The sequence below is a fragment of the Streptomyces sp. NPDC041968 genome (assembly GCF_055589025.1).
In genome coordinates, this window is the sequence record NZ_JBVJCB010000006.1 from 230,443 (window position 1) to 251,989 (window position 21,547).

Annotated in this window: 12 protein-coding genes; 3 read left to right on the top strand and 9 right to left on the bottom strand. The window is 73.4% G+C overall.

The window, feature by feature from the left end; all coding sequences use genetic code 11:
- Positions 1-52 precede the first annotated feature (52 nt).
- From nudC to ACZ6EG_RS17045, 5 genes are all read right to left on the bottom strand, one after another.
- A complete protein-coding gene (gene nudC, locus ACZ6EG_RS17025) occupies positions 53-997 on the bottom strand; it encodes an NAD(+) diphosphatase (RefSeq protein WP_391969647.1) in 945 nt (314 codons plus the stop codon).
- 160 nt (positions 998-1,157) lie between these two features.
- Positions 1,158-2,561, bottom strand: coding sequence for a dipeptidase (locus ACZ6EG_RS17030; protein ID WP_391969648.1), 1,404 nt, complete (start codon positions 2,559-2,561; stop codon positions 1,158-1,160).
- Between the two features lie 10 nt (positions 2,562-2,571).
- Positions 2,572-6,348 carry a UvrD-helicase domain-containing protein gene (locus ACZ6EG_RS17035; RefSeq protein ID WP_469605283.1) on the bottom strand — a complete coding sequence of 1,259 codons (3,777 nt, stop codon included), beginning with the start codon at positions 6,346-6,348 and terminating at the stop codon, positions 2,572-2,574.
- Between the two features lie 291 nt (positions 6,349-6,639).
- A complete protein-coding gene (locus tag ACZ6EG_RS17040) occupies positions 6,640-10,140 on the bottom strand; it encodes an ATP-dependent helicase (RefSeq protein ID WP_469605287.1) in 3,501 nt (1,166 codons plus the stop codon).
- 266 nt (positions 10,141-10,406) lie between these two features.
- Positions 10,407-10,793 carry an MGMT family protein gene (locus ACZ6EG_RS17045; protein WP_469605290.1) on the bottom strand — a complete coding sequence of 129 codons (387 nt, stop codon included), beginning with the start codon at positions 10,791-10,793 and terminating at the stop codon, positions 10,407-10,409.
- Positions 10,794-10,978: 185 nt separating this feature from the next.
- Between ACZ6EG_RS17045 and ACZ6EG_RS17050 the strand changes: the two genes are divergently transcribed.
- From ACZ6EG_RS17050 to ACZ6EG_RS17060, 3 genes are all read left to right on the top strand, one after another.
- Complete coding sequence (locus tag ACZ6EG_RS17050; protein ID WP_469605293.1) at positions 10,979-13,765, top strand: lysylphosphatidylglycerol synthase transmembrane domain-containing protein; 2,787 nt, start codon at positions 10,979-10,981, stop codon at positions 13,763-13,765.
- A 92-nt stretch (positions 13,766-13,857) separates the two neighbouring features.
- Complete coding sequence (locus tag ACZ6EG_RS17055; RefSeq protein ID WP_469605297.1) at positions 13,858-15,417, top strand: alpha/beta fold hydrolase; 1,560 nt, start codon at positions 13,858-13,860, stop codon at positions 15,415-15,417.
- Positions 15,418-15,559: 142 nt separating this feature from the next.
- On the top strand, positions 15,560-17,101 hold the full coding sequence (locus tag ACZ6EG_RS17060; RefSeq protein WP_469605300.1) for an alpha/beta hydrolase: 1,542 nt from the start codon (positions 15,560-15,562) through the stop codon (positions 17,099-17,101).
- Positions 17,102-17,172: 71 nt separating this feature from the next.
- Here the strand turns inward: ACZ6EG_RS17060 and moeZ are convergent, their stop codons facing one another.
- The 4 genes from moeZ to ACZ6EG_RS17080 all read right to left on the bottom strand — a co-directional run bounded on the left by moeZ (position 17,173) and on the right by ACZ6EG_RS17080 (position 21,480).
- Positions 17,173-18,351, bottom strand: coding sequence for an adenylyltransferase/sulfurtransferase MoeZ (gene moeZ / locus ACZ6EG_RS17065; protein WP_055417970.1), 1,179 nt, complete (start codon positions 18,349-18,351; stop codon positions 17,173-17,175).
- Between the two features lie 63 nt (positions 18,352-18,414).
- The gene (locus ACZ6EG_RS17070) at positions 18,415-19,164 is read right to left on the bottom strand and encodes a spherulation-specific family 4 protein (RefSeq protein ID WP_391969655.1); all 750 of its coding nucleotides are present in this window, start codon (positions 19,162-19,164) and stop codon (positions 18,415-18,417) included.
- A complete protein-coding gene (locus ACZ6EG_RS17075) occupies positions 19,152-20,201 on the bottom strand; it encodes an NAD-dependent epimerase/dehydratase family protein (protein ID WP_391969656.1) in 1,050 nt (349 codons plus the stop codon). The genes ACZ6EG_RS17070 and ACZ6EG_RS17075 overlap by 13 nt, the downstream gene beginning before the upstream one ends.
- 100 nt (positions 20,202-20,301) lie before the next feature.
- Complete coding sequence (locus ACZ6EG_RS17080; protein ID WP_469605554.1) at positions 20,302-21,480, bottom strand: hypothetical protein; 1,179 nt, start codon at positions 21,478-21,480, stop codon at positions 20,302-20,304.
- Between the last annotated feature and the right edge of the window lie 67 nt (positions 21,481-21,547).

Consider the following 21,547-nt stretch of genomic DNA (forward strand, 5'->3'; position numbering starts at 1 on the left):
GTCGTAGAGGGGCCCTCCCCGGTCGGGGAGGGCCCCTCTACGACGTTCTGCCTCAGAAAGCGCCGCGCGTGGGCAGCGGCTTGCCGTACCAGAGTTCGATCAGGCGGGCCGCGATCGAGATGCCGTAGGGCGGGAGCACCTCGCCGGTCTCGAAGGCGGCGCCCAGCTCGTCGCGGGAGAACCAGCGGGCCTCGTGGATCTCGTCGCCGTCGACGTTGATCTCGGTCGAGGTGGCGTGGGCCATGAAGCCCAGCATCAGGCTGGACGGGAAGGGCCAGGGCTGGCTGGCGACGTACTCGACGGGGCCGACGGCGACACCGACCTCCTCGTACACCTCGCGGCGCACCGACTGCTCGATGGACTCGCCCGGCTCCACGAAACCGGCGAGCGTCGAGAAGCGGCCCTCGGGCCAGTGCACCTGGCGGCCCAGGAGGATGCGGTCCTCGCCGTCCGTGACCGCCATGATCACGGCGGGGTCGGTACGCGGGTAGTGCTCGGCGCCGCAGGCGGGGCAGCGCCGGATGTGGCCGGCGGCGGCGATGACGGTCCGTTCCCCGCAGCGGGAGCAGAACCGGTGCAGGCGCTGCCAGTTCTCCAGGGCCACCGCGTGGACCAAGAGACCGGCGTCCCGGGGCGACAGGAGCAGCCCGGCCTCGCGCAGGCCCGCCGCGCGGGCGGACTGGTCCATGCGGCCGGGCAGGGAGTCCTTCTGCAGGGCGAAGTAGCTGACGCCCTCCTCGTCGGTGCCCAGGAAGTACCGGTGCGCCTCGGTGAGCGGGGCTTCGAAGGAGGGGGTCATGACGAGTTCGGTCCGCCCGTCGGGCGTCTCGTCGATGAGGGCCTGACCGCCGGAGACCACGAAGCAGCGCGTCGAAGGATGGCTCCACGCCGCCGCGAGCCAGGCCTCGTCGAGGCGGTGGTGGGCGGCGCGGTCGATGCCGCTCGGGGCGGTGAGCGAGATGGGACGGTCGGCTGTGTGGTCGGTCCAGGTGGTCACGGGTGCTTCCAACTCCCCCGGTGAGCGGTTCGGTTCGGCAGGCGGTTCAGCGGTTCGTACGAGGGGCGGCGACCGGGTCCGGGAGGGCTCGGTGGTGCGGGCGGCCTTACCAGTGTGCCGCGCCCGCGACACCGGTCCGGACGCGGACCGTGCGGGGTGCTCAGGGCGCGTGGCGCCAGTGCTCCGCCAGGTCGCCCCACAGGTGGGCGGAGGCCTCGACGCCCTTCAGGAGCAGGTCGAGCTCGACCTTCTCGTTCGGGGCGTGCCAGCCGTCGGACGGCACGGAGATGCCCAGGAAGAGCACGGGTGCGCCGAGGACGTCCTGGAGGTCGGCGGCCGGTCCGGAGCCGCCCTCGCGGGTGAAGCGGACCGGTTTCCCGAAGGCCCGGCCCATGGCGCGGACCACGGACCGCAGCGCCGGGTGGTCCAGCGGGGTCAGGCACGGACGGGTGGCCGATCCGAAGTCGATCTCGCAGCGGACGCCGGGCGGCACCTGCTCGGCGATCCAGGCGCGGACGGCCTTCTCCACCTGGTCGGGGTCCTGGCCCGCGACCAGCCGGAAGGAGAGCTTCACCATGGCGGACGACGGGATGATCGTTTTGCTGCCCGGGCCCTGGTAACCGCCGCCGATGCCGTTGACCTCGGCGGTGGGGCGGGCCCAGATGCGCTCCAGAGTGGTGTGCCCGGCCTCGCCGTGGGCGGCGTACGACTTGGCCGTGTGGAGCCACTGCCGCTCGTCGAAGGGCAGCTCGGCGAAGAGGGCGCGTTCGCGTTCGGTGAGGGCGATGACGCCGTCGTAGAAGCCCGGGACCGCCACGCGCCCGTGCTCGTCGTGCAGGGCCGCGACGAGGCGGGCGACGGCGGTGGCCGGGTTGGGGACGGCGCCGCCGAAGGAGCCGGAGTGGACGTCCTGGTCGGGGCCGTGCAGCCGGATCTCGCACTCGGCGAGGCCGCGCATGCCGGTGCAGACGGTGGGGGTGTCCTCGGACCACATGCCGGTGTCCGAGACGATCACCGCGTCGGCGGTGAGTCGCTCGGCGCGCTCCTCGACCAGGGCGCGGAAGTTCGGGGAGCCGGACTCCTCCTCGCCCTCGATCAGCAGCTTCAGGTTCACCGCCGGGGCGGTGCGGCCGGTCGCGGCGAGGTGCGCGCGGACGCCCAGCGTGTGGAAGAACACCTGGCCCTTGTCGTCGGCCGCCCCGCGCGCGTAGAGGCGGCCGTCCCTGACGAGGGGTTCGAAGGGCTCGCTGTGCCAGCCGTCCTCGCGGGCGGCGGGCTGCACGTCGTGGTGGCCGTAGACGAGGATCGTCGGTGCCTGCGGGTCGCCGGAGGGCCACTCGGCGAACACGGCGGGGGCGCCCGGGGTCGGCCACACCTCGGCGGCCGGGAAGCCGGTCTCCTTGAGCTTGGCGGCGAGCCAGTCGGCGCTGCGGTGTACATCGGGCGTGTGCGCGGGCTGTGCCGACACGGACGGGATGCGCAGCCACTCGACGAGGTCGTCGAGGAAGGCGGCGCGGTGGTGCTCGATGTACGTACGGACAGCGCTGTCCGGGGTGTCGCTCATGCTCACGAGCCTATCGGCCCGCACGGACACCCTGACCGTGCGGTTCGTCACCGACCGGGTCGGCCAGCAGCAGGTTCTCCAGCGCGGCGCGGTCCGGGAGGTCGCCGGGCCGGACGACCTCGCCCGTGCGTACGAACAGGAAGGCGGCCGTCACCGACTCCAGCGGTACGCGCTGCTGCTCGGCCCAGGCGAGGCGGTACAGCGCGAGCTGGAGCGGGTCAGCGGTGCCGGCACGGCTGGTCTTCCAGTCGACGATCTCGTACGTCGCCGTCGCCCCGTCGCCCTCCTTGTAGACGGCGTCCATGCGGCCTCGGACGACACGGCCGGCGAGCGTGAGCTGGAACGGGGCCTCGACGCGGTAGGGGGTCCGGCGGGCGTACTCGGTGCGTTCGAAGGCGTCCTTGAGGAACTCCAGGTCGTGTTCATCGGCGACTTCGGCCTCGCTGCCGGGCAGTTCCTCGGGCTCCAGGAAGGGCAGCGTCAGCGGTTCGAAGCGGGCCTCGACCCAGGCGTGGAAGCGGGTGCCCCGGCGGGCGGCCGGCTGGGGCGGGTGGGGCATGGGGCGGGCCAGCTCCTGCGCGAAGCCGTCCGGGTCGGCGGCCAGGTCCATCAGCTGGGTGGCGGTCAGGGACGCCGGGAGGCGCACCTCGGTGACGCTCTCGCGGGCACGCAGGAGCTCACCGGTGAGCGCGTCGAGGTCGCGGTCCCAGGAGGCGACGGTCCGGGCCTCCTCCGGCGTCAGGCGGGCGGGGGCGGAGGGCTCCGGCTCCAGGGGGTGGCCGCGGAGCCGGCCGGCTCGGCCTGCCTCCTCGCCCGGAGGGGGCGCCTGGTGGGGGACGGTGCGGCGGGCGGGCGGCGGGGGTGCGGTGGGGCGATCCGGGGGTCCGGGGGCGGGGTCGGGGGCCGTGGTGCGGTCGGTCGGTGGGGTGGCCGGGCCGTCCGTGGCGGTGGCGGCGTGGGCCGGCGGTGAGGTGCGGCCGTCCGCCGCGGTGGCGGGGCCGGCCGGGGACATAGCAGGGTTTTCCGGCGGTGTGGCTGGGCCGCCAGGGGGCGTGACAGGGCCCTCGGGCGCTGTGGCGGGGTCGTCCAGTGGAGCGGCGAGGCCGTCCGGTGGGGTGGCGGGGCGGTCCGTGGTCCAGGAGTCCCAGTCCGTGGGGTCTTCGACCTCGAACGGTTCCTCTTCCTCCGCCTGCTGGAGTGCTTCCTCGTCGGCGGGGGGTGGCGGCCAGTCCGGGTCGTCGTAGGCGTCGGGGTCGGGCGTGACCGCGGGGGCGCCGTCCTGGGAGGTGAGGGCGTCCAGGTGGGCGAGGACCGTCTCGGCGGCGGCCCGGCGGCGGGCGAGGGCAGCGTCGTCCAGGGGCAGCGGCCAGGCCTGGTCGGCGGTCGCCCGGTGCAGTGCCGGGTTCTCCTCGTCCTCGGCCGGTTCGTCCGCCCAGGCCTCGATCTCACCGTGTCCGGCGGCGCAGTGTTCGTACAGGGCCATGAGGAAGTCGGAGGGTCCCCGGGGCTTCTTCTGGCTCGGTCCCCACCAGTGGCCGGAGCCCAGCAGCAGGGACCGGGGGCGGGTGAAGGTGACGTAACCGAGGCGGAGCTCCTCGGTGTGCTGGTGCTCCTTCATGGCCTCGTGGAAGGCCTTCAGGCCGCGCGAGTCCCAGGAGGGCACGTCGGGCAGCGTGTCGGCGTCGCCTCGAAGACCGTGCGGCAGCACCTTGCCCTGGGCGGTCCACTTCTCACGGCCCTGGCCACTGGGGAAGGTGCCGGTGACCAGGCCGGGCACAGCGACGACGTCCCACTCCAGGCCCTTCGACTTGTGCGCGGTGAGCACCTTGACGGTGTTCTCGCCACCGGGCAGGGCGTTGTCGAGGCCCTTCTCGTACTGGGCGGCGGTACGCAGGAAGCCGAGGAAGGCGAGCAGGGAGGCCTCGCCGTCGCTCGCGGCGAAGGAGGCGGCGACGTCCAGGAAGTTAGACAGGGTCTCGCGGCGGCGGGCGGCCAGGGCGTGCGGGGACGCCGACAGCTCGACCTCCAGGCCGGTGACGGCGAGGACGCGGTGCAGCACGTCCATGAGGGGGTCGGACAGCGCCCGGCGCAGGTCGCGCAGCTCGGTGGCCAGCCGCGCGAACCGCACCCGCGCGTCGGACGAGAAGGGCAGCCCGTCGTCGTCCCCGGTGCCGTCCAGGGGCGTCTCCAGGAAGGTGTCCAGGGCGTCCGCGAGCGATATCACCTCGGACGGGTCGACCCCCTCGACGGCCGCGGCGAGCCGCCGGTCGGGGTCGCCGCCGTCCTCCACGTGCGCGTGCGCGACGAGCAGCCGGGCCCGTCGCCCGAGGAGGGCGAGGTCGCGGGGGCCGATCCGCCAGCGGGGCCCGGTGAGCAGGCGGACCAGGGAGGCGTTGGCGCCGGGGTCCTGGAGCACTTCGCAGACGGCGACCAGGTCGGCCACCTCGGGCAGGTGCAGCAGGCCGGAGAGGCCCACGACCTCGACGGGGACGTCGCGGGCGACCAGCGCCCCCTGGATCGCGGCGAAGTCGGTCGCCGTACGGCACAGGACGGCGATCTCGGCGGGCGCCTTGCCGGTGCGCACGAGGTGGGCGACGGAGTCGGCGATCCAGTCGATCTCCTCGGCGTGGGTGCGCAGCAGGGCGCAGCGGACCGTCCCGTCACGCTCGACGCCGGGGGCGGGGCGCAGGGCCTCCACGCCCGCGTGCATGGCGCGCAGGGGCTCGGCGAGGTCGTTGGCGAGGTCGAGGAGACGGCCGCCGCTGCGGCGGTTCTGGCTGAGCGCCTGGCGGGTCGCGGGGCGGCCGTCGTCGTGGGCGAAGTGCTCGGGGAAGTCGTCGAGGTTGGCGACGGAGGCGCCGCGCCAGCCGTAGATCGCCTGGCAGGGGTCGCCCACGGCGGTCACGGGGTGGCCGGTGCCGGCGCCGAACAGGCCCGCCAGGAGGACGCGCTGGGCCACCGACGTGTCCTGGTACTCGTCGAGCAGGACGACACGGAACTCGTCGCGCAGGACGCGGCCCACCTCCGGGAGCCCGGCGAGCTGAGCGGACAGGGCGATCTGGTCGCCGAAGTCGAGCAGGTCCCGTTCTCGCTTGGCGGCCCGGTAGCGGATCACCAGCTCGGCCAGCTCACGGCGGGCGGCGGCGGCCTCGGGGACCTTGCGGAGGTCGGCGTTGCTGAGCTTGACGCTCCGCAGGGACTCCAGGAGGCCGGCGTCATAGGTGCGCAGTTCCTCGGGGCGTACGAGGTGCTCGGCGAGCTCCGCGTCGAGGGCGAGGAGGTCGCTGACCAGGTCGGCGAAGGAGCGGGTGAGGGCCGGGTAGGGACCGGGGGCCTCGCGCAGCACCCGCGCGGCGAGCTGGTAGCGCGTGGCGTCGGCGAGCAGCCGGGAGGTCGGTTCCAGCCCGAGGCGCAGTCCGTGGTCGGTCAGGAGACGGCCCGCGAAGGCGTGGTACGTGGAGATCACCGGTTCGCCCGGCGGGTTGTCCGGGTCGCTCACGTCCGGGTCGGTGACGCCGGCCTTGACCAGCGCCTTGCGCACGCGTTCGGCGAGTTCACCGGCGGCCTTGTTGGTGAAGGTGAGGCCGAGGACCTGCTCCGGGGCGACCTGACCGGTGCCGACCAGCCACACCACGCGCGCCGCCATCACCGTCGTCTTCCCGGAGCCGGCGCCGGCCACGATCACCTGCGGGGCGGGCGGCGCGATGATGCAGGCCGTCTGCTCCGGGGTGAAGGGGATGCCGAGGAGTTCCTTGAGCTGTTCGGGATCCGTGAGATGGGCGGACACGTCAGAGAGGCTAGCGGCGGCCACTGACAGCGGGTGCCGGATCGTCGCGCGGGAGACGAGAAGCGCAGGTCAGCACCTATGGTGCCGCTCATCACACCGGTCCGCTCAGGCCTCGGTACCGTCCTGCCGTCCCGTCGCCCGGGAGCCGGCACGCGGAGCTCCGTACGCGGATTCGCCCGCGGGTGCGCGCGGAATGCGCACGCAGGGTTCGCGCGGGGGTGCGCACGCAGGGTCGCGCGGGGGTGCGCAAGCCGCGCGAGAACCTGCGCCCAGGGCCGCCACCCCGACGGCTCACTCCACGACGTGCCGTCCCTCGGGCCGTGCGCTGCAGGACGCGCGGAAGGCGCAGTGGGTGCAGTGCTGGCCCGCGGTGGGGGTGAACCGTTCGTCGAGGACCTTGCCGGCGGCCGTGGCCAGGAGGTCCCCCACCCACTCCCCCGCCGGCCCCTCCAGGGATTCCTGCGCCTGCACCTTGGGGAGGGCCTCGCCGCCGTCCCGTACGGGCGCGCCCTGGCGGAGCTGAACCAGTTCGGCGCCACCCGGTGCCGGGCGGGTGCCGTCGAACACCTCGTCGACGGCCCCCTCCCGAACGGCCAGCTGATAGACGGCCAGCTGGGGGTGGCGGGCCACCTCTGCGGAGGTCGGCGCCTGCTTCCCGGTCTTGAAGTCGACGACGTAGGCGCGGCCGTCGCCGTCGGCCTCGACCCGGTCCATCTGGCCGCGGATGCGCACCTCGTAGTCGCCCGCCTCCAGGGTCACGTCGAAGTCGTGCTCGCTGGCCACCGGCGTGCGTCCGGAGCGGTCCATGACGTGCCACTTCAGGAAGCGTTCGAGCGCCACGCGCGCGTTGGCCTTCTCCTGCGCCGACTTCCACGGCGCGTCGAAGGCGAGCGCGTTCCACACGGAGTCCAGACGTTCCATGAGGACGGCGAGGTCGGCCGGAGTCTGCCCCGAGGCCACCTCGTCGGCGAGGACGTGCACCACGTTGCCGAAGCCCTGGGCTGCGGTCGCGGGCGTGTCCGCCTTGACCTCGCGGCCGAGGAACCACTGCAGGGCGCAGGTGTTGGCCAGCTGGTCGAGGGCGCTGCCGGAGAGCGTGACGGGCTGGTCACGGTCGCGCAGCGGCACCTTGCTCTCGGTCGGGTCCCACATGCCCCACCAGCGGTAGGGGTGGGCGGACGGCACCAAGGGGCGGCCGTCCTCGTCGGTGAGGGCGGCCAGCCGGGCCAGCCGGCGGGCGGCGGCCTCCCTCAGTGGTGCGGAGACGCGGGGGTCCACGGTGGTGGCGCGCAGCTCGGCGACGAGTGCCGCGACCGCGAGGGGTCGGCGGGGACGGCCCGTCACGTCGGCGGGTTGGACGCCGAGTTCGGTCAGGAACCGGGACGGCTGGTCGCCGTCGTCGGCCGGTGCCTTCACGGCGGTCACGACGAGCCGTTCGCGCGCGCGGGTAGCGGCCACGTAGAACAGGCGGCGTTCCTCGGCGAGCAGCGCGCCGGGCGTGAGCGGTTCGGCGAGTCCGTCGCGGCCGATGCGGTCGGCCTCGAGGAGGGAGCCTCGGCGGCGCAGGTCCGGCCACAGGCCCTCCTGGACGCCCGCGACGACCACCAGCCGCCACTCCAGCCCCTTCGAGCGGTGCGCGGTCATGAGGCGGACGGCGTCGGGGCGTACGGCACGCCGCGTGAGAGTGTCCGCGGCGATGTCCTCGGCGTCGATCTCCTCCAGGAAGTTCAGGGCGCCCCGGCCGCCGATGCGCTCCTCCGCGCGGGCAGCCGTCGCGAAGAGCGCGCAGACGGCGTCGAGATCGCGGTCGGCGTTGCGGCCGGCCGCGCCGCCGCGCCGGGCGGAGCGTTCCAGCCGGGTGGGCCACGGGGTGCCGTCCCACAGGTCCCACAGCGCCTCTTCGGCGCTGCCGCCGCCCGCGAGGCGCTCGCGGGCCTTGCGGAGCAGGCCGCCCAGGCGCTGGGCGCCGCGCGCGTACGCGGGGTCGTGCACGGCCAGTCGTTCGGGTTCGGCCAGTGCCTGCGCGAGCAGCCGGTCGGAGGGTGGCGGCAACGGGTTGCCGGCGGCACGCTCCTCCTCGCGCAGTGCGCGGCCGAGGCGGCGCAGGTCGGCGGCGTCCATGCCGGCGAGGGGGGAGGTGAGCAGGGTGAGGGCGGTCTCGGTGGCAAGCCAGCACGGCTCCTCCGCGCGGGGGGCGCCCTCGGCCTCCGTGCGCGTGGCCTCCGTGCCCGTGCCCTCCGTGTCCATGGCCGATGCGTCGACGTCCGCCTCGGACGCGGTCTCCTCGCGGGGGTCCGCGCCCTCACGAGCGGTCCCGGCCTCCGTCGCAGGCCCCTCCTCGGCCGCGTGCTCCCCGGCCCCGGCCGCGTCACCGACGCCCGCCCCGGAGTGTTCCCCCGCCTCCGCCTGAGCCACCGCCCGCAGAGCCGTCAGCAAGGGCGCCACCGCCGGCTCGTGGCGCAGGGGGAGGTCGTCGCCGTCGATGTCCAGGGGGACGCCGGCCGCGGTGAGGGCCCGGCGGACCGCCGGTATCGTGCGCGAACCGGCGCGCACGAGGACGGCCATCTCGCCCCACGGCACGCCGTCCTCCAGGTGGGCCCGGCGCAGGATGTCGGCGATGTTGTCCAGTTCGGTGCCGGCCGTCGGGTACGTGTACGCCTCGACGCGGCCCCCGTCCCGCACCGGAGCCAGGTCGCGGTGGGCGCGCACCTTGTCGGCGGGGAGGCGGGTCAGTGGCATGCGCTGGGTCAGCAGCCGGGTGGCGGCCAGCAGGGCGCCACCGGACCGGCGCGCGGTCCGCAGCACCTCGACCGGCGCCGGCCGGCCGTCCGCCCGCGGGAAGGTGCTCGGGAACTCCAGGATGCCGTTCACGTCCGCGCCCCGGAAGGCGTAGATCGACTGGTCCGGGTCGCCGAAGGCGACGAGGGTGCGCCCGTCGCCCGCCAGCGTGTGCAGGAGCCTGACCTGGGCGGGGTCGGTGTCCTGGTACTCGTCGACGTACACCGCGTCGTACTGGGCGGCCAGCTGCGCGGCGACCTCGGGGCGCCGGGCGAGGAGCACCGCGCGGTGGACGAGTTCCGCGTAGTCGAGCACGCCCTGCAGATCGAGCACGTCCAGGTACTCGGCGAGGAAGACGGCGGCGGCCCGCCAGTCCGGGCGGCCGATGCGCCGGGCGAAGGCCGCGAGCGCGTCCGGGCCGAGCCCCAGTTCGCGGCTGCGCGCGAGGACCGCCCGGACCTCGTCGGCGAAGCCACGGGTGGTCAGGCAGGCGCGCAGCTCGTCCGGCCAGCGCACATGGGCCAGGCCGAGCCGCTCCAGGTCGGCCTGGCCGGCGAGCAGCTCCCGTACCGTCACGTCCTGCTCGGGGCCGGAGAGCAGCCGCAGCGGCTCCACGAACAGCTCGCTGTCCTGGTGGGCACGGACCAGGGCGTAGCCGAAGGAGTGGAAGGTCGTCGCCCGCGGGGCACGCGCCGCGCCCATACGGAGCGCCATCCGGTCCCGCAGCTCGACGGCCGCCTTGCGGCTGAAGGTCAGGACCAGGATCCGCTCGGGGTCGCCACCGCGGGCGATCCGCTCCGCCACGGACTCGACCAGCGTGGTGGTCTTGCCGGTGCCCGGTCCGGCGAGAACGAGCAGTGGTCCGCGCGTGTGGTCAACCACGGCGCGCTGTGCGGCGTCCAGACGAGGGGGGTCCACGCGCGCCGGCGGGGTACGCACCAGTCGGTAAGCGCCACGGCTCCCCCGTCGCACCTGGGGGTGCGACGGGTGTCCGGTGGAGGAAGAGGAGCTCACGTGGTTCGCCGGTCCTGGTGGGTGTGCTGGTGGGCCGTCCGCGCCGCGGGTGCGGCGGTGGCCCCGGGATGAGGGGGACGCGTGCGGCTGACGCTACGCCGACGGCCGAGACGGAAGGAGAGCTTCCTCTTCTTCCCTCGGGTCACTCACGGCGCCTGCGTCCCCCGCCCCACGAACGTACGTCATGCACCCCGTGTGCCCGAAGTGCCCCATTTCCCTCACATGGATCACCGGTCACACATCCGTCCGCCCGATGGCGGAAGCTGTCAGGTGTGACCCTGCGCGCGTTCGCCGCCGTCCCACCGCGCCCGCTTCAGGTCGAGGCGCGGCAGGTGACCCTCCGCGGCTCTGCTCGCCCCCTTCAGGGGGGTGCCCTCCTCCCGGTAGCGGGCGAGCGCCTCCACTTCGTGGCCCGCGAGCAGGGCCCCGTCCGCGCGGACGACACGCCACCACGGCACCCCTCCCCCGTACAGGGACATCACCCGCCCGACCTGCCGGGGCCCCCCGTCCTCCAGGTACTCGGCGACGTCTCCGTACGTCATGACGCGGCCCGGCGGGATCAGTTCGGTCACCTCGAGGACGCGCTCGGCGTACTCGGGCAGCGTGTCCGCGTACTCCGGGACGACATCGTCCGAAAGGTTCTGCTCGCTCATCCGTCCCATCCTGCCCCACCCCACCGACAACGCCGCGTGCCCGCGACGGTGCGCGTCCCTCGCCCGGAAGCGGCGCGTCGGGCAGACTGTGCGGCCCGCACAGGCACCCTGATGCCTGCCGAGACCGACGCGCCATGCCACCATCGTGCGGGCGGTGACCAGTGATACGGGAGCATGAAGAGGCGATGAAGCAGCAGGGTGTGCACCCCGAGGACGCCGAGGGCACCTCTGACTCTTCGTCGCGCCCGGACACCGGGGACCGAAGCGACGAGAAGTCGGGCCGCAGAGCGGCCACAGGCGGCGCGTCGACGGCCGCCGACCCCGACGACGTGGCGCACATCGACGAGGTGGAGGGCGACGAACCCCTGCTCCCCGCGCGCGTGCACCGCCCGTCCGATCTGATGCGGCTCCTGGTGGGCGTGCTCGCCGTCGCCGTACTGCTGGCCGTCGCCGCCTTCGCACACGGCACCACCTCGGGCCTCGAACAGGACATCAACAAGGGCACGGGGCAGGCACCCGATCTGCTGATCAAGATCGCCGGACTGGCCTCCAGCATCGCGATCCTCCTGGTGCCGGTCGCCTTCGCGATCGAGCGGCTCATCAAACGGGACGGGCTACGGATCGCCGACGGCGTCCTCGCGGCCGTCCTCGCGCACGGAGTGACGCTCGCCACCGATCTCTGGGTCGCCAAGGCCGCCCCGGGCTCCATCCAGGAGGCGCTCACCCAGCCGTCACCCGGCGACATCCACGCGCTGACGGACCCGGTGCACGGCTATCTGGCGCCGGTCATCGCGTACATGACGGCCGTCGGCATGTCCCGCAGACCCCGTTGGCGCGCGGTGCTGTGGATCGTGCTGCTCCTCGACGCGTTCTCCATGCTCGTCACCGGCTACACGACTCCGTTCTCGATCATCCTGACGGTCCTCATCGGCTGGACCGTGGCCTACGGAACGCTGTACGCCGTCGGCTCCCCCAACGTCCGCCCGACCGGACGCACGCTGATGGCGGGCCTGCGGCACGTCGGCTTCCGCCCGGTGACCGCCGCGCGCGAGGAGGCGCCGTCGGACACCGCGGAGACCGGGGACCGCGGCCGCCGCTACTTCGTCACCCTGGAGGACGGCCGGCCGCTGGACGTCACGGTGGTCGACCGGGAGCAGCAGGCGCAGGGCTTCTTCTACCGCGCGTGGCGGAACCTCACGCTCCGCGGGTTCGCGACCCGCAGCAGCCTGCCGTCGCTGCGCCAGGCCCTGGAGCAGGAGGCGCTGCTCGCTTACGCGGCCATCGCGGCCGGCGCCCACGCACCCAAGCTGATCGCGACGTCCGAGCTGGGACCCGACGCCGTGATGCTCGTGTACGAGCACACCGGGGGGCGCAGCCTCGACTCCCTGGCGGACGAGGAGATCACCGACGACCTGCTGCGCGGCACCTGGGAGCAGGTGCGGGCCCTTCAGTCCCGGCGCATCGCGCACCGCAGGCTGGTGGGTGACGCCATCCTGGTGGATCGTTCCGGCACGGTGATCCTCACCGACCTGCGCATCGGCGAGATCGCCGCCGGGGACCTGCTGCTGCGCATGGACGTCTCCCAGCTCCTCGTCACGCTCGGGCTGCGGGTGGGCGCCGAACGCGCGGTCGCCTCCGCGGTGGCGGTGCTCGGTCCCGATGCCGTGGCCGACTGCCTGCCGATGCTCCAGCCCATCGCCCTCAGCCGCTCCACGCGCGCGACCCTGCGCCGACTGGCCCGGGAGCGGGCCCAGCGCGAGCGGGAGGCGGTCCTGGAATCGTCCCGGCAGGCCAAGCTGGCCCGTGCGGAGGCCGCCGCAGGCGACGACACGGCGCCCGCGCCGGTCCGGCTCGACAAGGCCGGGGTGACGGGCAGGGCGGAGAAGAGCGAGAAGAAGACCGCTCGCGCAGAGCAGCGTGCGGAGAAGCGGGCCGTGGACGAGGCGCTGGAGGAGGCGCGCGAGGAGGACCTGCTCACCCTGATCCGGCACGCGGTGCTGCGGATCAGGCCGCAGGCCCCCGTCGAGCCGGCCCGTCTGGAACGGGTGCGGCCACGCACCCTGATCAGCTTCATCGCCGGGGCCATCGGCGCCTACTTCCTGCTGACGCAGCTCACCCACATCGAGTTCGGTCCGCTGATCTCGAACGCCGAGTGGGGGTGGGTCGCCGCGGCCGTGCTGTTCTCGGCGGCGAGCTATGTGGCGGCGGCCATGGCACTGCTGGGCTTCGTACCGGAGCGGGTCCCGTTCATGCGGACCGTGGCCGCCCAGGTCGCCGGGTCGTTCGTGAAGATCGTCGCCCCGGCCGCGGTCGGCGGCGTCGCCCTGAACACCCGTTTTCTCCAGCGCGCCGGTGTCCGTCCGGGGCTCGCGGTGGCGAGTGTCGGCGCGTCCCAGCTGTTCGGGCTCGGCTGTCACATCCTGATGCTGCTGGCCTTCGGCTATCTGACCGGCACCGAGAAGACGCCGTCGCTGTCCCCGTCCCGGACGGTGATCGCGGGTCTGCTGACCGTCGCGGTGCTCGTGCTCGTGGTGACCTCGGTGCCGTTCCTGCGGAAATTCGTCGTCACGCGCGTACGGTCGCTCTTCGCCGGCGTCGTGCCGCGCATGCTGGACGTGTTGCAGCGCCCGCAGAAGCTGATCACCGGCATCGGCGGCATGCTGCTGCTCACCGCCTGCTTCGTGATGTGCCTGGACGCCTCGATCCGGGCCTTCGGGGACGAGTCGACGTCGATCAGCCTGGCGAGCGTCGCGGTCGTCTTCCTCGCCGGCAACGCGCTGGGGTCGGCGGCGCCGACGCCCGGCGGTGTGGGGGCGGTGGAGGCGACCCTGACGGTCGGTCTGATCGCCGTCGGTCTGCCCAAGGAGGTCGCCGCACCGGCGGTGCTCCTCTACCGGCTGCTCACGCTGTGGCTGCCGGTCCTGCCCGGCTGGCTGGTCTTCAACCACCTGACACGGAAAGAGGCGCTGTAACGCCCTGGTGGCGGACGCCGTCCGAGCGGCCCGGGTACCTCGTACGGCTCCTGCCCCGAGCATGCGGGCGCACCCGGCCGCACGATGGAGGCATGCCGAACGCCTCCTGGTCGCGCGCCGCCGGTCTGACCGCCACCGCCGCAGTGCTGTCCGCCCTGCTGACGGGCTGCAGCGACGCCTCCGGGGGCGATTCGCGCGGCGACGAGGACCTGACCGCGCAGAAGCTCGACTGGAAGGACTGCCCGGCGCCGTCCGAGGCCGAGGGTGGCGGCACCGCCCCCTCCCCCCTGCCGGACGGCGACGCGTGGCAGTGCGCCACCATGAAGGCGCCGCTCGACTGGGACGACCCCGAGGGGGACACCATCGGCCTGGCGCTGATCCGCGCCCAGACCAGCGGTGCGGCGGACCGGCGGATCGGCTCGCTCGTCTTCAACTTCGGCGGCCCGGGCGGATCGGGTGTCACCACGCTGCCCGCCTTCGGCCAGGACTACGCGAAGCTGCGCACCCGGTACGACCTGGTCAGCTTCGACCCTCGCGGGGTCGGCCGCAGCGACCCCGTGGAGTGCCTGGACGACAAGCAGCTCGACGCGTACTTCCAGCAGGACGCGACACCCGACGACGCGGCCGAGCGCACCGCGCTGCTGGACAACACGGAGAAGTTCAACGCGGCCTGCGAGAAGCAGTCCAAGAGCATCCTTCCGCACGTGGCCACCACCGACGCCGCCCGCGACATGGACCTGATGCGCCAGGTCCTCGGCGACGACGAGCTGTACTACTTCGGTATCTCCTACGGCACCGAGCTCGGTGGCGTCTACGCCCACCTGTTCCCCGGGAAGGTGGGGCGCGCCGTCTTCGACGCGGTCGTCGACCCGACGCAGTCCCCGGAACAGGGCTCGCTGGCACAGGCCGAGGGCTTCCAGCTCGCGCTGGAGAACTTCGCCGAGGACTGCACGTCGCAGGTCGAGGAATGCCCCCTCGGGTCCGACGCCCAGGACGTCGAGGACCGCATCGCCCGGCTGCTGAAGGATCTCGACCGGAAGCCGATCCCGGGCATCTTCCCCCGCGAACTCACGCAGACCGCCGCCACCAGCGGCATCGCGCAGGCGCTGTACTCCAAGGACTTCTGGGAGTACCTCACGGACGGCCTGCAACAGGCCTACGACGGTGACGGCCGCGTCCTCATGGTGCTGTCCGACGCGTTGAACGGCCGCAACGAGAACGGCCAGTACAGCAACATCACCGCGGCCAACGTCGCCATCAACTGCGCCGACGACAAGCCCCGGTACGACCCGGCGTACGTGGAGCGCAAGCTGCCCGAGTTCCGCAAGGCCTCCCCGCTGTTCGGCGACTACCTCGCCTGGTCCATGCTCAGCTGCACCGACTGGGCGGTGGCCGGCGCCGCCGAGCACCCGGACGTCAGCGCTCCCGGAGCCGCACCGATCCTGGTGATCGGGAACACCGGCGACCCGGCCACGCCCTACGAGGGAGCGGGGAAGATGGTGGACGCGCTGGGGAAGGGCGTGGGCGTGAAGCTGACCTACAAGGGCCAGGGTCACGGGGCCTACGACAGCAAGGACAAGTGCGTGCAGAACGCCGTGCACGGCTATCTGCTGGACGGCAGGGCACCGGCGGCCGGCACCGTCTGCCCCTGACCCCGCACCTCCATCCACATCCTTACGAATCCGCAGGTCAGAGCGTTATCCACAGGCTCCGACGGGTGCGGCGCGGTCCACCTACCATGGCATGACAGCCATCCGCCGCACGGCGCGGACGGCCTGCGAGGGGGGAGAGCACATGGCACGTCTCGTTCGGTGGACGGCCCTGACGGCCGCCGCCGCACTGCTGACGGCGGGCTGCGGCAGCGGCTCGTCCGACAGGGACAGAGACGAGGAGAGCACGAGCGGCGGACGGCGCCCGGCCGTGGCCCCGTCCGGCGTGCCCGATGCGCTGGCCTCGCAGACCCTCGGCTGGGGCCGCTGCAAGGACAGCGCGGACGCACCGGCGCCCGAGGGCGACTGGCAGTGCGCCACGCTCAAGGCGCCGCTGGACTGGGCCGACCCGGACGGCGACACGATCGACCTCGCGCTGATCCGTGCCGAGGCCACCGGCGACGAGCGCATCGGCTCGCTGCTCTTCAACTTCGGCGGCCCCGGCGCCTCGGGCATCTCCACGATGCCGTCCTACGGGGACACCGTCTCCTCCCTGCACGAGCGCTACGACCTGGTGAGCTGGGATCCACGCGGGGTGGCCGCCAGCGAGGGCATCCGCTGCCGCTCCGACGAGGCGATCGAGGACGCCGAGTCGGTCGACTCCACGCCGGACACCGCCGCCGAGGAACAGGCGTACCTGAAGGATGCCGCCGACTTCGGCAAGGGCTGCGAGAAGGCCGCCGGCAAGCTGATGGCCCACGTCTCGACGACCGACACCGCTCGCGACATGGACCTGATGCGGCACGTCCTGGGCGACGAGAAGATGCACTACTTCGGCATCTCCTACGGCACCGAGCTGGGCGGCGTCTACGCCCACCTGTTCCCGAAGAACGTGGGACGCGTGATACTCGACGCGGTCGTGGACCCGGGCGCCGACACGATGGGTCACGCGGAGAACCAGGCCAGGGGCTTCCAGCGAGCCCTGGAGGACTACCTGAAGTCCACCGGCCAGGACCCGGAGCAGGGCTCGCGGAAGATCGCCGCCCTGCTGGACCGGCTCGACGCGGAGCCACTGCCCACGTCGTCGTCGGGGCGGGAACTGACGCAGACGCTGGCCCTCACCGGCATCGTGCTGCCGCTCTACAGCAAGGACGGCTGGCCGACCCTGACCAGCGCGCTGGCGGCGGCCGAGGAGGGCGACGGGTCGGAGTTGCTGGCCCTCGCCGACGGATACAACGAGCGCGACCCCTCGGGCCGCTACGGCACGACGACCCACTCACAGCGGGTCATATCGTGTCTGGACGACAGGCAGCGGCCGACCCCGGCTCAGACGAAGCAGCGGCTGCCGGCGTTCGAGGAGGTCTCGCCGGTGTTCGGACCCTTCCTCGGCTGGGACACGGCCGGCTGGTGCCACGACTGGCCGGTGGCCGGGCAGCACGAGACCCCGGAGGTGAGCGCGTCCGGTGCGGCTCCGGTCCTGGTGGTCGGCAACACGGGCGACCCGGCCACGCCCTACGAGGGTGCCCGCAGGATGGCGGACGAGCTGGGCGAGGACGTCGGTGTGATGCTCACCTGGGAGGGCGAGGGACACGGTGCGTACGGAAGCGGGAGCGACTGCGTCGACTCCGCGGTGGACGCCTATCTGCTGAAGGGCACGGTGCCGGAGGACGGCAAGGTCTGCTCATGACGGCGGCGGGGGCTTCGGGCACCCGAGGTGCGCGAAACCCCCGCCGTTCCGAGAGCGGGACCGGGATCCGGTCAGTAGACGGGCTTCGCCGGCTCGATCTGGTTGACCCAGCCGATCACGCCGCCGCCGACGTGGACGGCGTCGGAGAAGCCCGCGGACTTGAGGACCGCCAGGACTTCCGCACTGCGGACACCCGTCTTGCAGTTCAAGACGATCTTCTTGTCCTGCGGGAGGCTCTCCAGGGCCGACCCCATCAGGAACTCGTTCTTGGGGATCAGCCGGGCGCCGGGGATGGAGACGATCTCGAACTCGTTCGGCTCACGGACGTCGATGAGCTCGATGTTCTCACCGTCGTCGATCCACTCCTTGAGCTGCTTGGGAGTGATCGTGGAGTCGGCGGCCGCCGCCTGGGCCTCTTCGGACACGACGCCGCAGAAGGCCTCGTAGTCGATGAGCTCGGTGACGGTCGGGTTCTCGCCGCAGACCGCGCAGTCGGGGTCCTTGCGGACCTTGACCTGGCGGTACTGCATCTCCAGGGCGTCGTAGATCATCAGGCGCCCGACCAGCGGCTCGCCGATGCCGGCGAGGAGCTTGATGGCCTCGTTGGTCTGGATGGAGCCGATCGACGCGCACAGCACGCCCAGGACGCCGCCCTCGGCGCAGGAGGGGACCATGCCGGGGGGCGGCGGCTCCGGGTAGAGGCACCGGTAGCAGGGGCCGTGCTCGGACCAGAAGACGGATGCCTGGCCGTCGAAGCGGTAGATCGAGCCCCAGACGTAGGGCTTGTTCAGCAGCACGCAGGCGTCGTTGACCAGGTAGCGGGTCGCGAAGTTGTCCGTGCCGTCGACGATCAGGTCGTACTGGCTGAAGATGTCCATCACGTTGTCGGCTTCGAGCCGCTCCTGGTGAAGGACCACGTCCACGTACGGGTTGATGCCCTTGATGGTGTCGCGGGCGGACTCGGCCTTGGACCGGCCGATGTCGGCCTGGCTGTGGATGACCTGCCGCTGCAGGTTCGACTCGTCGACCTCGTCGAACTCCACGATGCCCAGCGTGCCGACACCGGCTGCCGCCAGGTACATCAGGGTCGGCGAGCCGAGGCCGCCCGCGCCCACGGCGAGCACCTTGGCGTTCTTCAGCCGCTTCTGCCCGTCCATCCCCACGTCGGGGATGATCAGGTGGCGGGAGTACCTGCGGACCTCGTCTACGGTGAGCTCGGGGGCCGGCTCGACCAGGGGTGGCAGCGACACGGGGACTCCGTTGGTCGGTCAGTGATTACGGTTGTTCTCTCCGCAACACTGCCACGGCCTTTTTCATTCCGAGACACCTGTCCCGATCCGCGAGACGATTTCGTCCCAGTAACCGGGCATGGTCTCCCAGGGGTCGGCCTGTCCGCCCCGGTCCGTGCGGTCGGTGAAGTAGACCGTCGCCGCACCCTGCCAGCGGGCGATGCGCAGAGCCTCCTCCAGGTGCCCGCGCGGGACGCCATGGACGAAGTGGACGAAGCGCTCGGGCGGGTGGTCGGCGCTCCATTCGGCCGCCTGGGACCAGCGGTAGTCGCTCCAGGCGCCGGAGAAGGTGACGAGTTGGTCGGCGTTGTCGGCGTAGCCGGGACAGGGGTGGGTGCCGTGGCCGAGGACGATGTGGGCGTCGTCACGGATCACCCGCAGGGTGTTGACGGTGCGGCGTACCTCGGGGAGGGCGGCGCGGTCGGACGGGCAGCGGTCGAGGAGGAAGCCGTCGACCCGGTACCAGTCGAGGTACCGGTGCGCATCGGAGATCAGTTCGCCGAAGCCTCGGGTCCCGTGGGCGGCGTCGAGGTGGCCCAGAACGCGGATGCCGGTGTTGCGGAGACGGCCGGCCGCCGCCAGGCAGTGCGGGTCGGGATGGGCGCCGGGTCCGTCGGCGACGTTGAGGACGACCCAGTGCAGGGGCGTCCCCGGGCAGGTGAGGTCGGCCCACTCGCCGGCGGCGAGCAGGGGATGGGCGAGGCCCGGGATACCGAGGCCGGTGGTGAGGCCGGTGCTCGCGGTGCCCGCCGGGGCCCTGGTCAGATACGACATGCCGCCTCCATCCAGATGTCGGCGAGGGACTCCTCGAGGGCGATCCGCGGTCGCCAGCCGAGCCGGTCACGGGCGGTGCGCACATCGGCCTGCTGCCAGCTGCCGCAGCCGTCCGGGTAGGGGTAGGTGACGGGCGCGGCGTGCTCGGCCTCTGCGCGGTGTGCCAGGGCTTCCGGACGGTGGTGGCCGAGGCTGTCGGCGCGGTGGTGGCCGAGGGCGTCGACGCGGTGGCCGACCGATTCGGTGCGGGGGTGCCCGATGGTCGGGCGGAGTGCTCCGGGCGGTCCGTCGAGTTCGTGCAGCGCGCCGCCGTAGCCGGCCACGCGGGCGAGGGTGGCGGCGGCGTCGCGCAGGCGCACGGCACGGCCCGACCCGATGTTGATCACACCCTGCGCCGCGGAGAGCGAGGCGGCGTGGACGGCGCGGGCGACGTCGCGGACGTCGATGAAGTCGCGCTGGGCGCCGAGGCCACCGAGACGGAGTTCGCCGTCGCCGGACTGCATCGCTCGGCGCATGGCCTCGGCGAGCCGGCCCAGCGGGGAGCCCGCGGGGGTGCCGGGGCCCGCGGGTGAGAAGACGCGGAGCACGACGGCGTCGAGGCCGGAGCCGAGGACCAGTTCGGTCGCGGCGAGTTTGCTGACGCCGTAGGGGCCGCCTGGGCGTGGCACGGCGTCCTCCGCGGTGGAGGAGCCGGGCTGGCTGGGACCGTACTCCGCACTGCAGCCGACCTGTACCAGGCGGGCGCCGCAGCCGCTGCGGCGCAGTGCCTCGCAGACGGTGGCGACGGCGACGGTGTTGTGCCGGGTGAGTTCCCGGGCGCCGCCCCGGGTGGCTCCGGCGCAGTTGACGACGACGCCGGGGTGGACCGCGTCGAGGAAGCGGGTCAGGGCGCCGGGGCTGCCGGTGGCGAGGTCGAAACGGACGTCGGCGTCGTCGCCGCGGCCGAGAGCGGTGAGCTGGACGGCCGGGTCGGCGAGCAGACGGTCGGCGACGAAGCGGCCGATGTAGCCGTTGGCTCCGATCAGCAGGACTCTCATCGGGCGGCTCCCGGTGCCGAGGCGTCGGGTCGGGAGGTGGTCATCTGGGGGCTCCTTCTGAGGGGTGGTGCGGACGAGTGGGCTGTCCGGCCGGGTTCGCTCACCGTGGCGGCTCCGTCGACGCGTGCGCCGAGGCTCTGGTCAGACGACGGGTCGCGTGCACCAGGAGGACCAGGGCGCCCGCGCCGCAGGCGATCGTCGGTACACCGGCCGGACCCCAGAGGTCGACCAGGGCCTCCACGGGGGCGGCCAGGAAGCCGCAGCCGGGGAGGCGGCCGGCGAAGAGCGTGGCCAGGGCGGTTGCCTCTGCGGTGGCCGCGGCGGTGAGGACGAGCGCGGGGGCGTAGGCGTGACCGTGCACGGTCAGCAGGCGGGCCAGCAGGAGCAGGGCGCCCAGGGTGAGGGCCTGGGGGTAGGCGGCGGGTTCGCCCAGGACCATGCCGGTCAGCGCGGCAAGGGCTGTCAGGGCGGCCATGAACAGGGCGAACGTGCCGAGCAGCAGGGGGCGCACGGAGGCGGAGAAGTCGGCGAGGCCGCGGCTGGCCGTGAGTCTGCGGCGGGCTCGCACGGCGAGGAGACGGGCACTCGCGGCGGCGGGCGCGCAGGCGAGGGACAGGGCGAGGACGGGGGCGACGGTGACGGGCCAGGGGCCGTCGGCGGTGCCGTCGGGGAGTCCGTCCGGGCCACCGGCGAGAGCGGCCCGGAGCAGTCCGTCGCCGAGGAGGGCGTAGCCGACGAGCCAGCAGGTCCACGTGCCACCGGTGCGCGCGGTGGCAGCCAGCGGGCCTCGGCGCAGTGCCGCACGCAGGGCCAGGGCCACCGCGAGCACGCCCAGGGCGGCCACGGTCAGGCGCGTTCGCCCGTGCGTGAGGCGCAGCCCGGTCACCGCGGCGGCGCACAGCGCGCCGGGCAGCAGGGCGAGGACGATCGAAGCGGCACGCGCCCGTGGGGTGGGCGGGTCCGTGGGGTGCGGGGCCGGGTCGGTGTCACGCGGGACGCGTGCGTACATCTCCTCCGCCAGGGAGAAGACGTCCCGGTGGCGGAAGCGGGCGGCGGTCCGGTCGGTGACGCCGTGCGCCTCCAGGCCGGCCGCGATCTCCAACGGGTCCACGGCGCGTTCGCACAGGTCGCGGTGCCGGTGCATCAGTGCCTTCACGGGGTCCGCGGCGGCACGGCGGGCAGCGGACACCGGGGCCGCGGCGGCACCGCGGGGAGCGGAGACGGGGGCCGTGGCGGTACGACGGGCAGCGGACGGCGCCTGCCTGCCACCGGCCGCCACTCCGCCATGGGCGGCCACTGCACCCCCGACGACCGTCTCACCGGCGGCCACCGCGCCGGCCCCGACC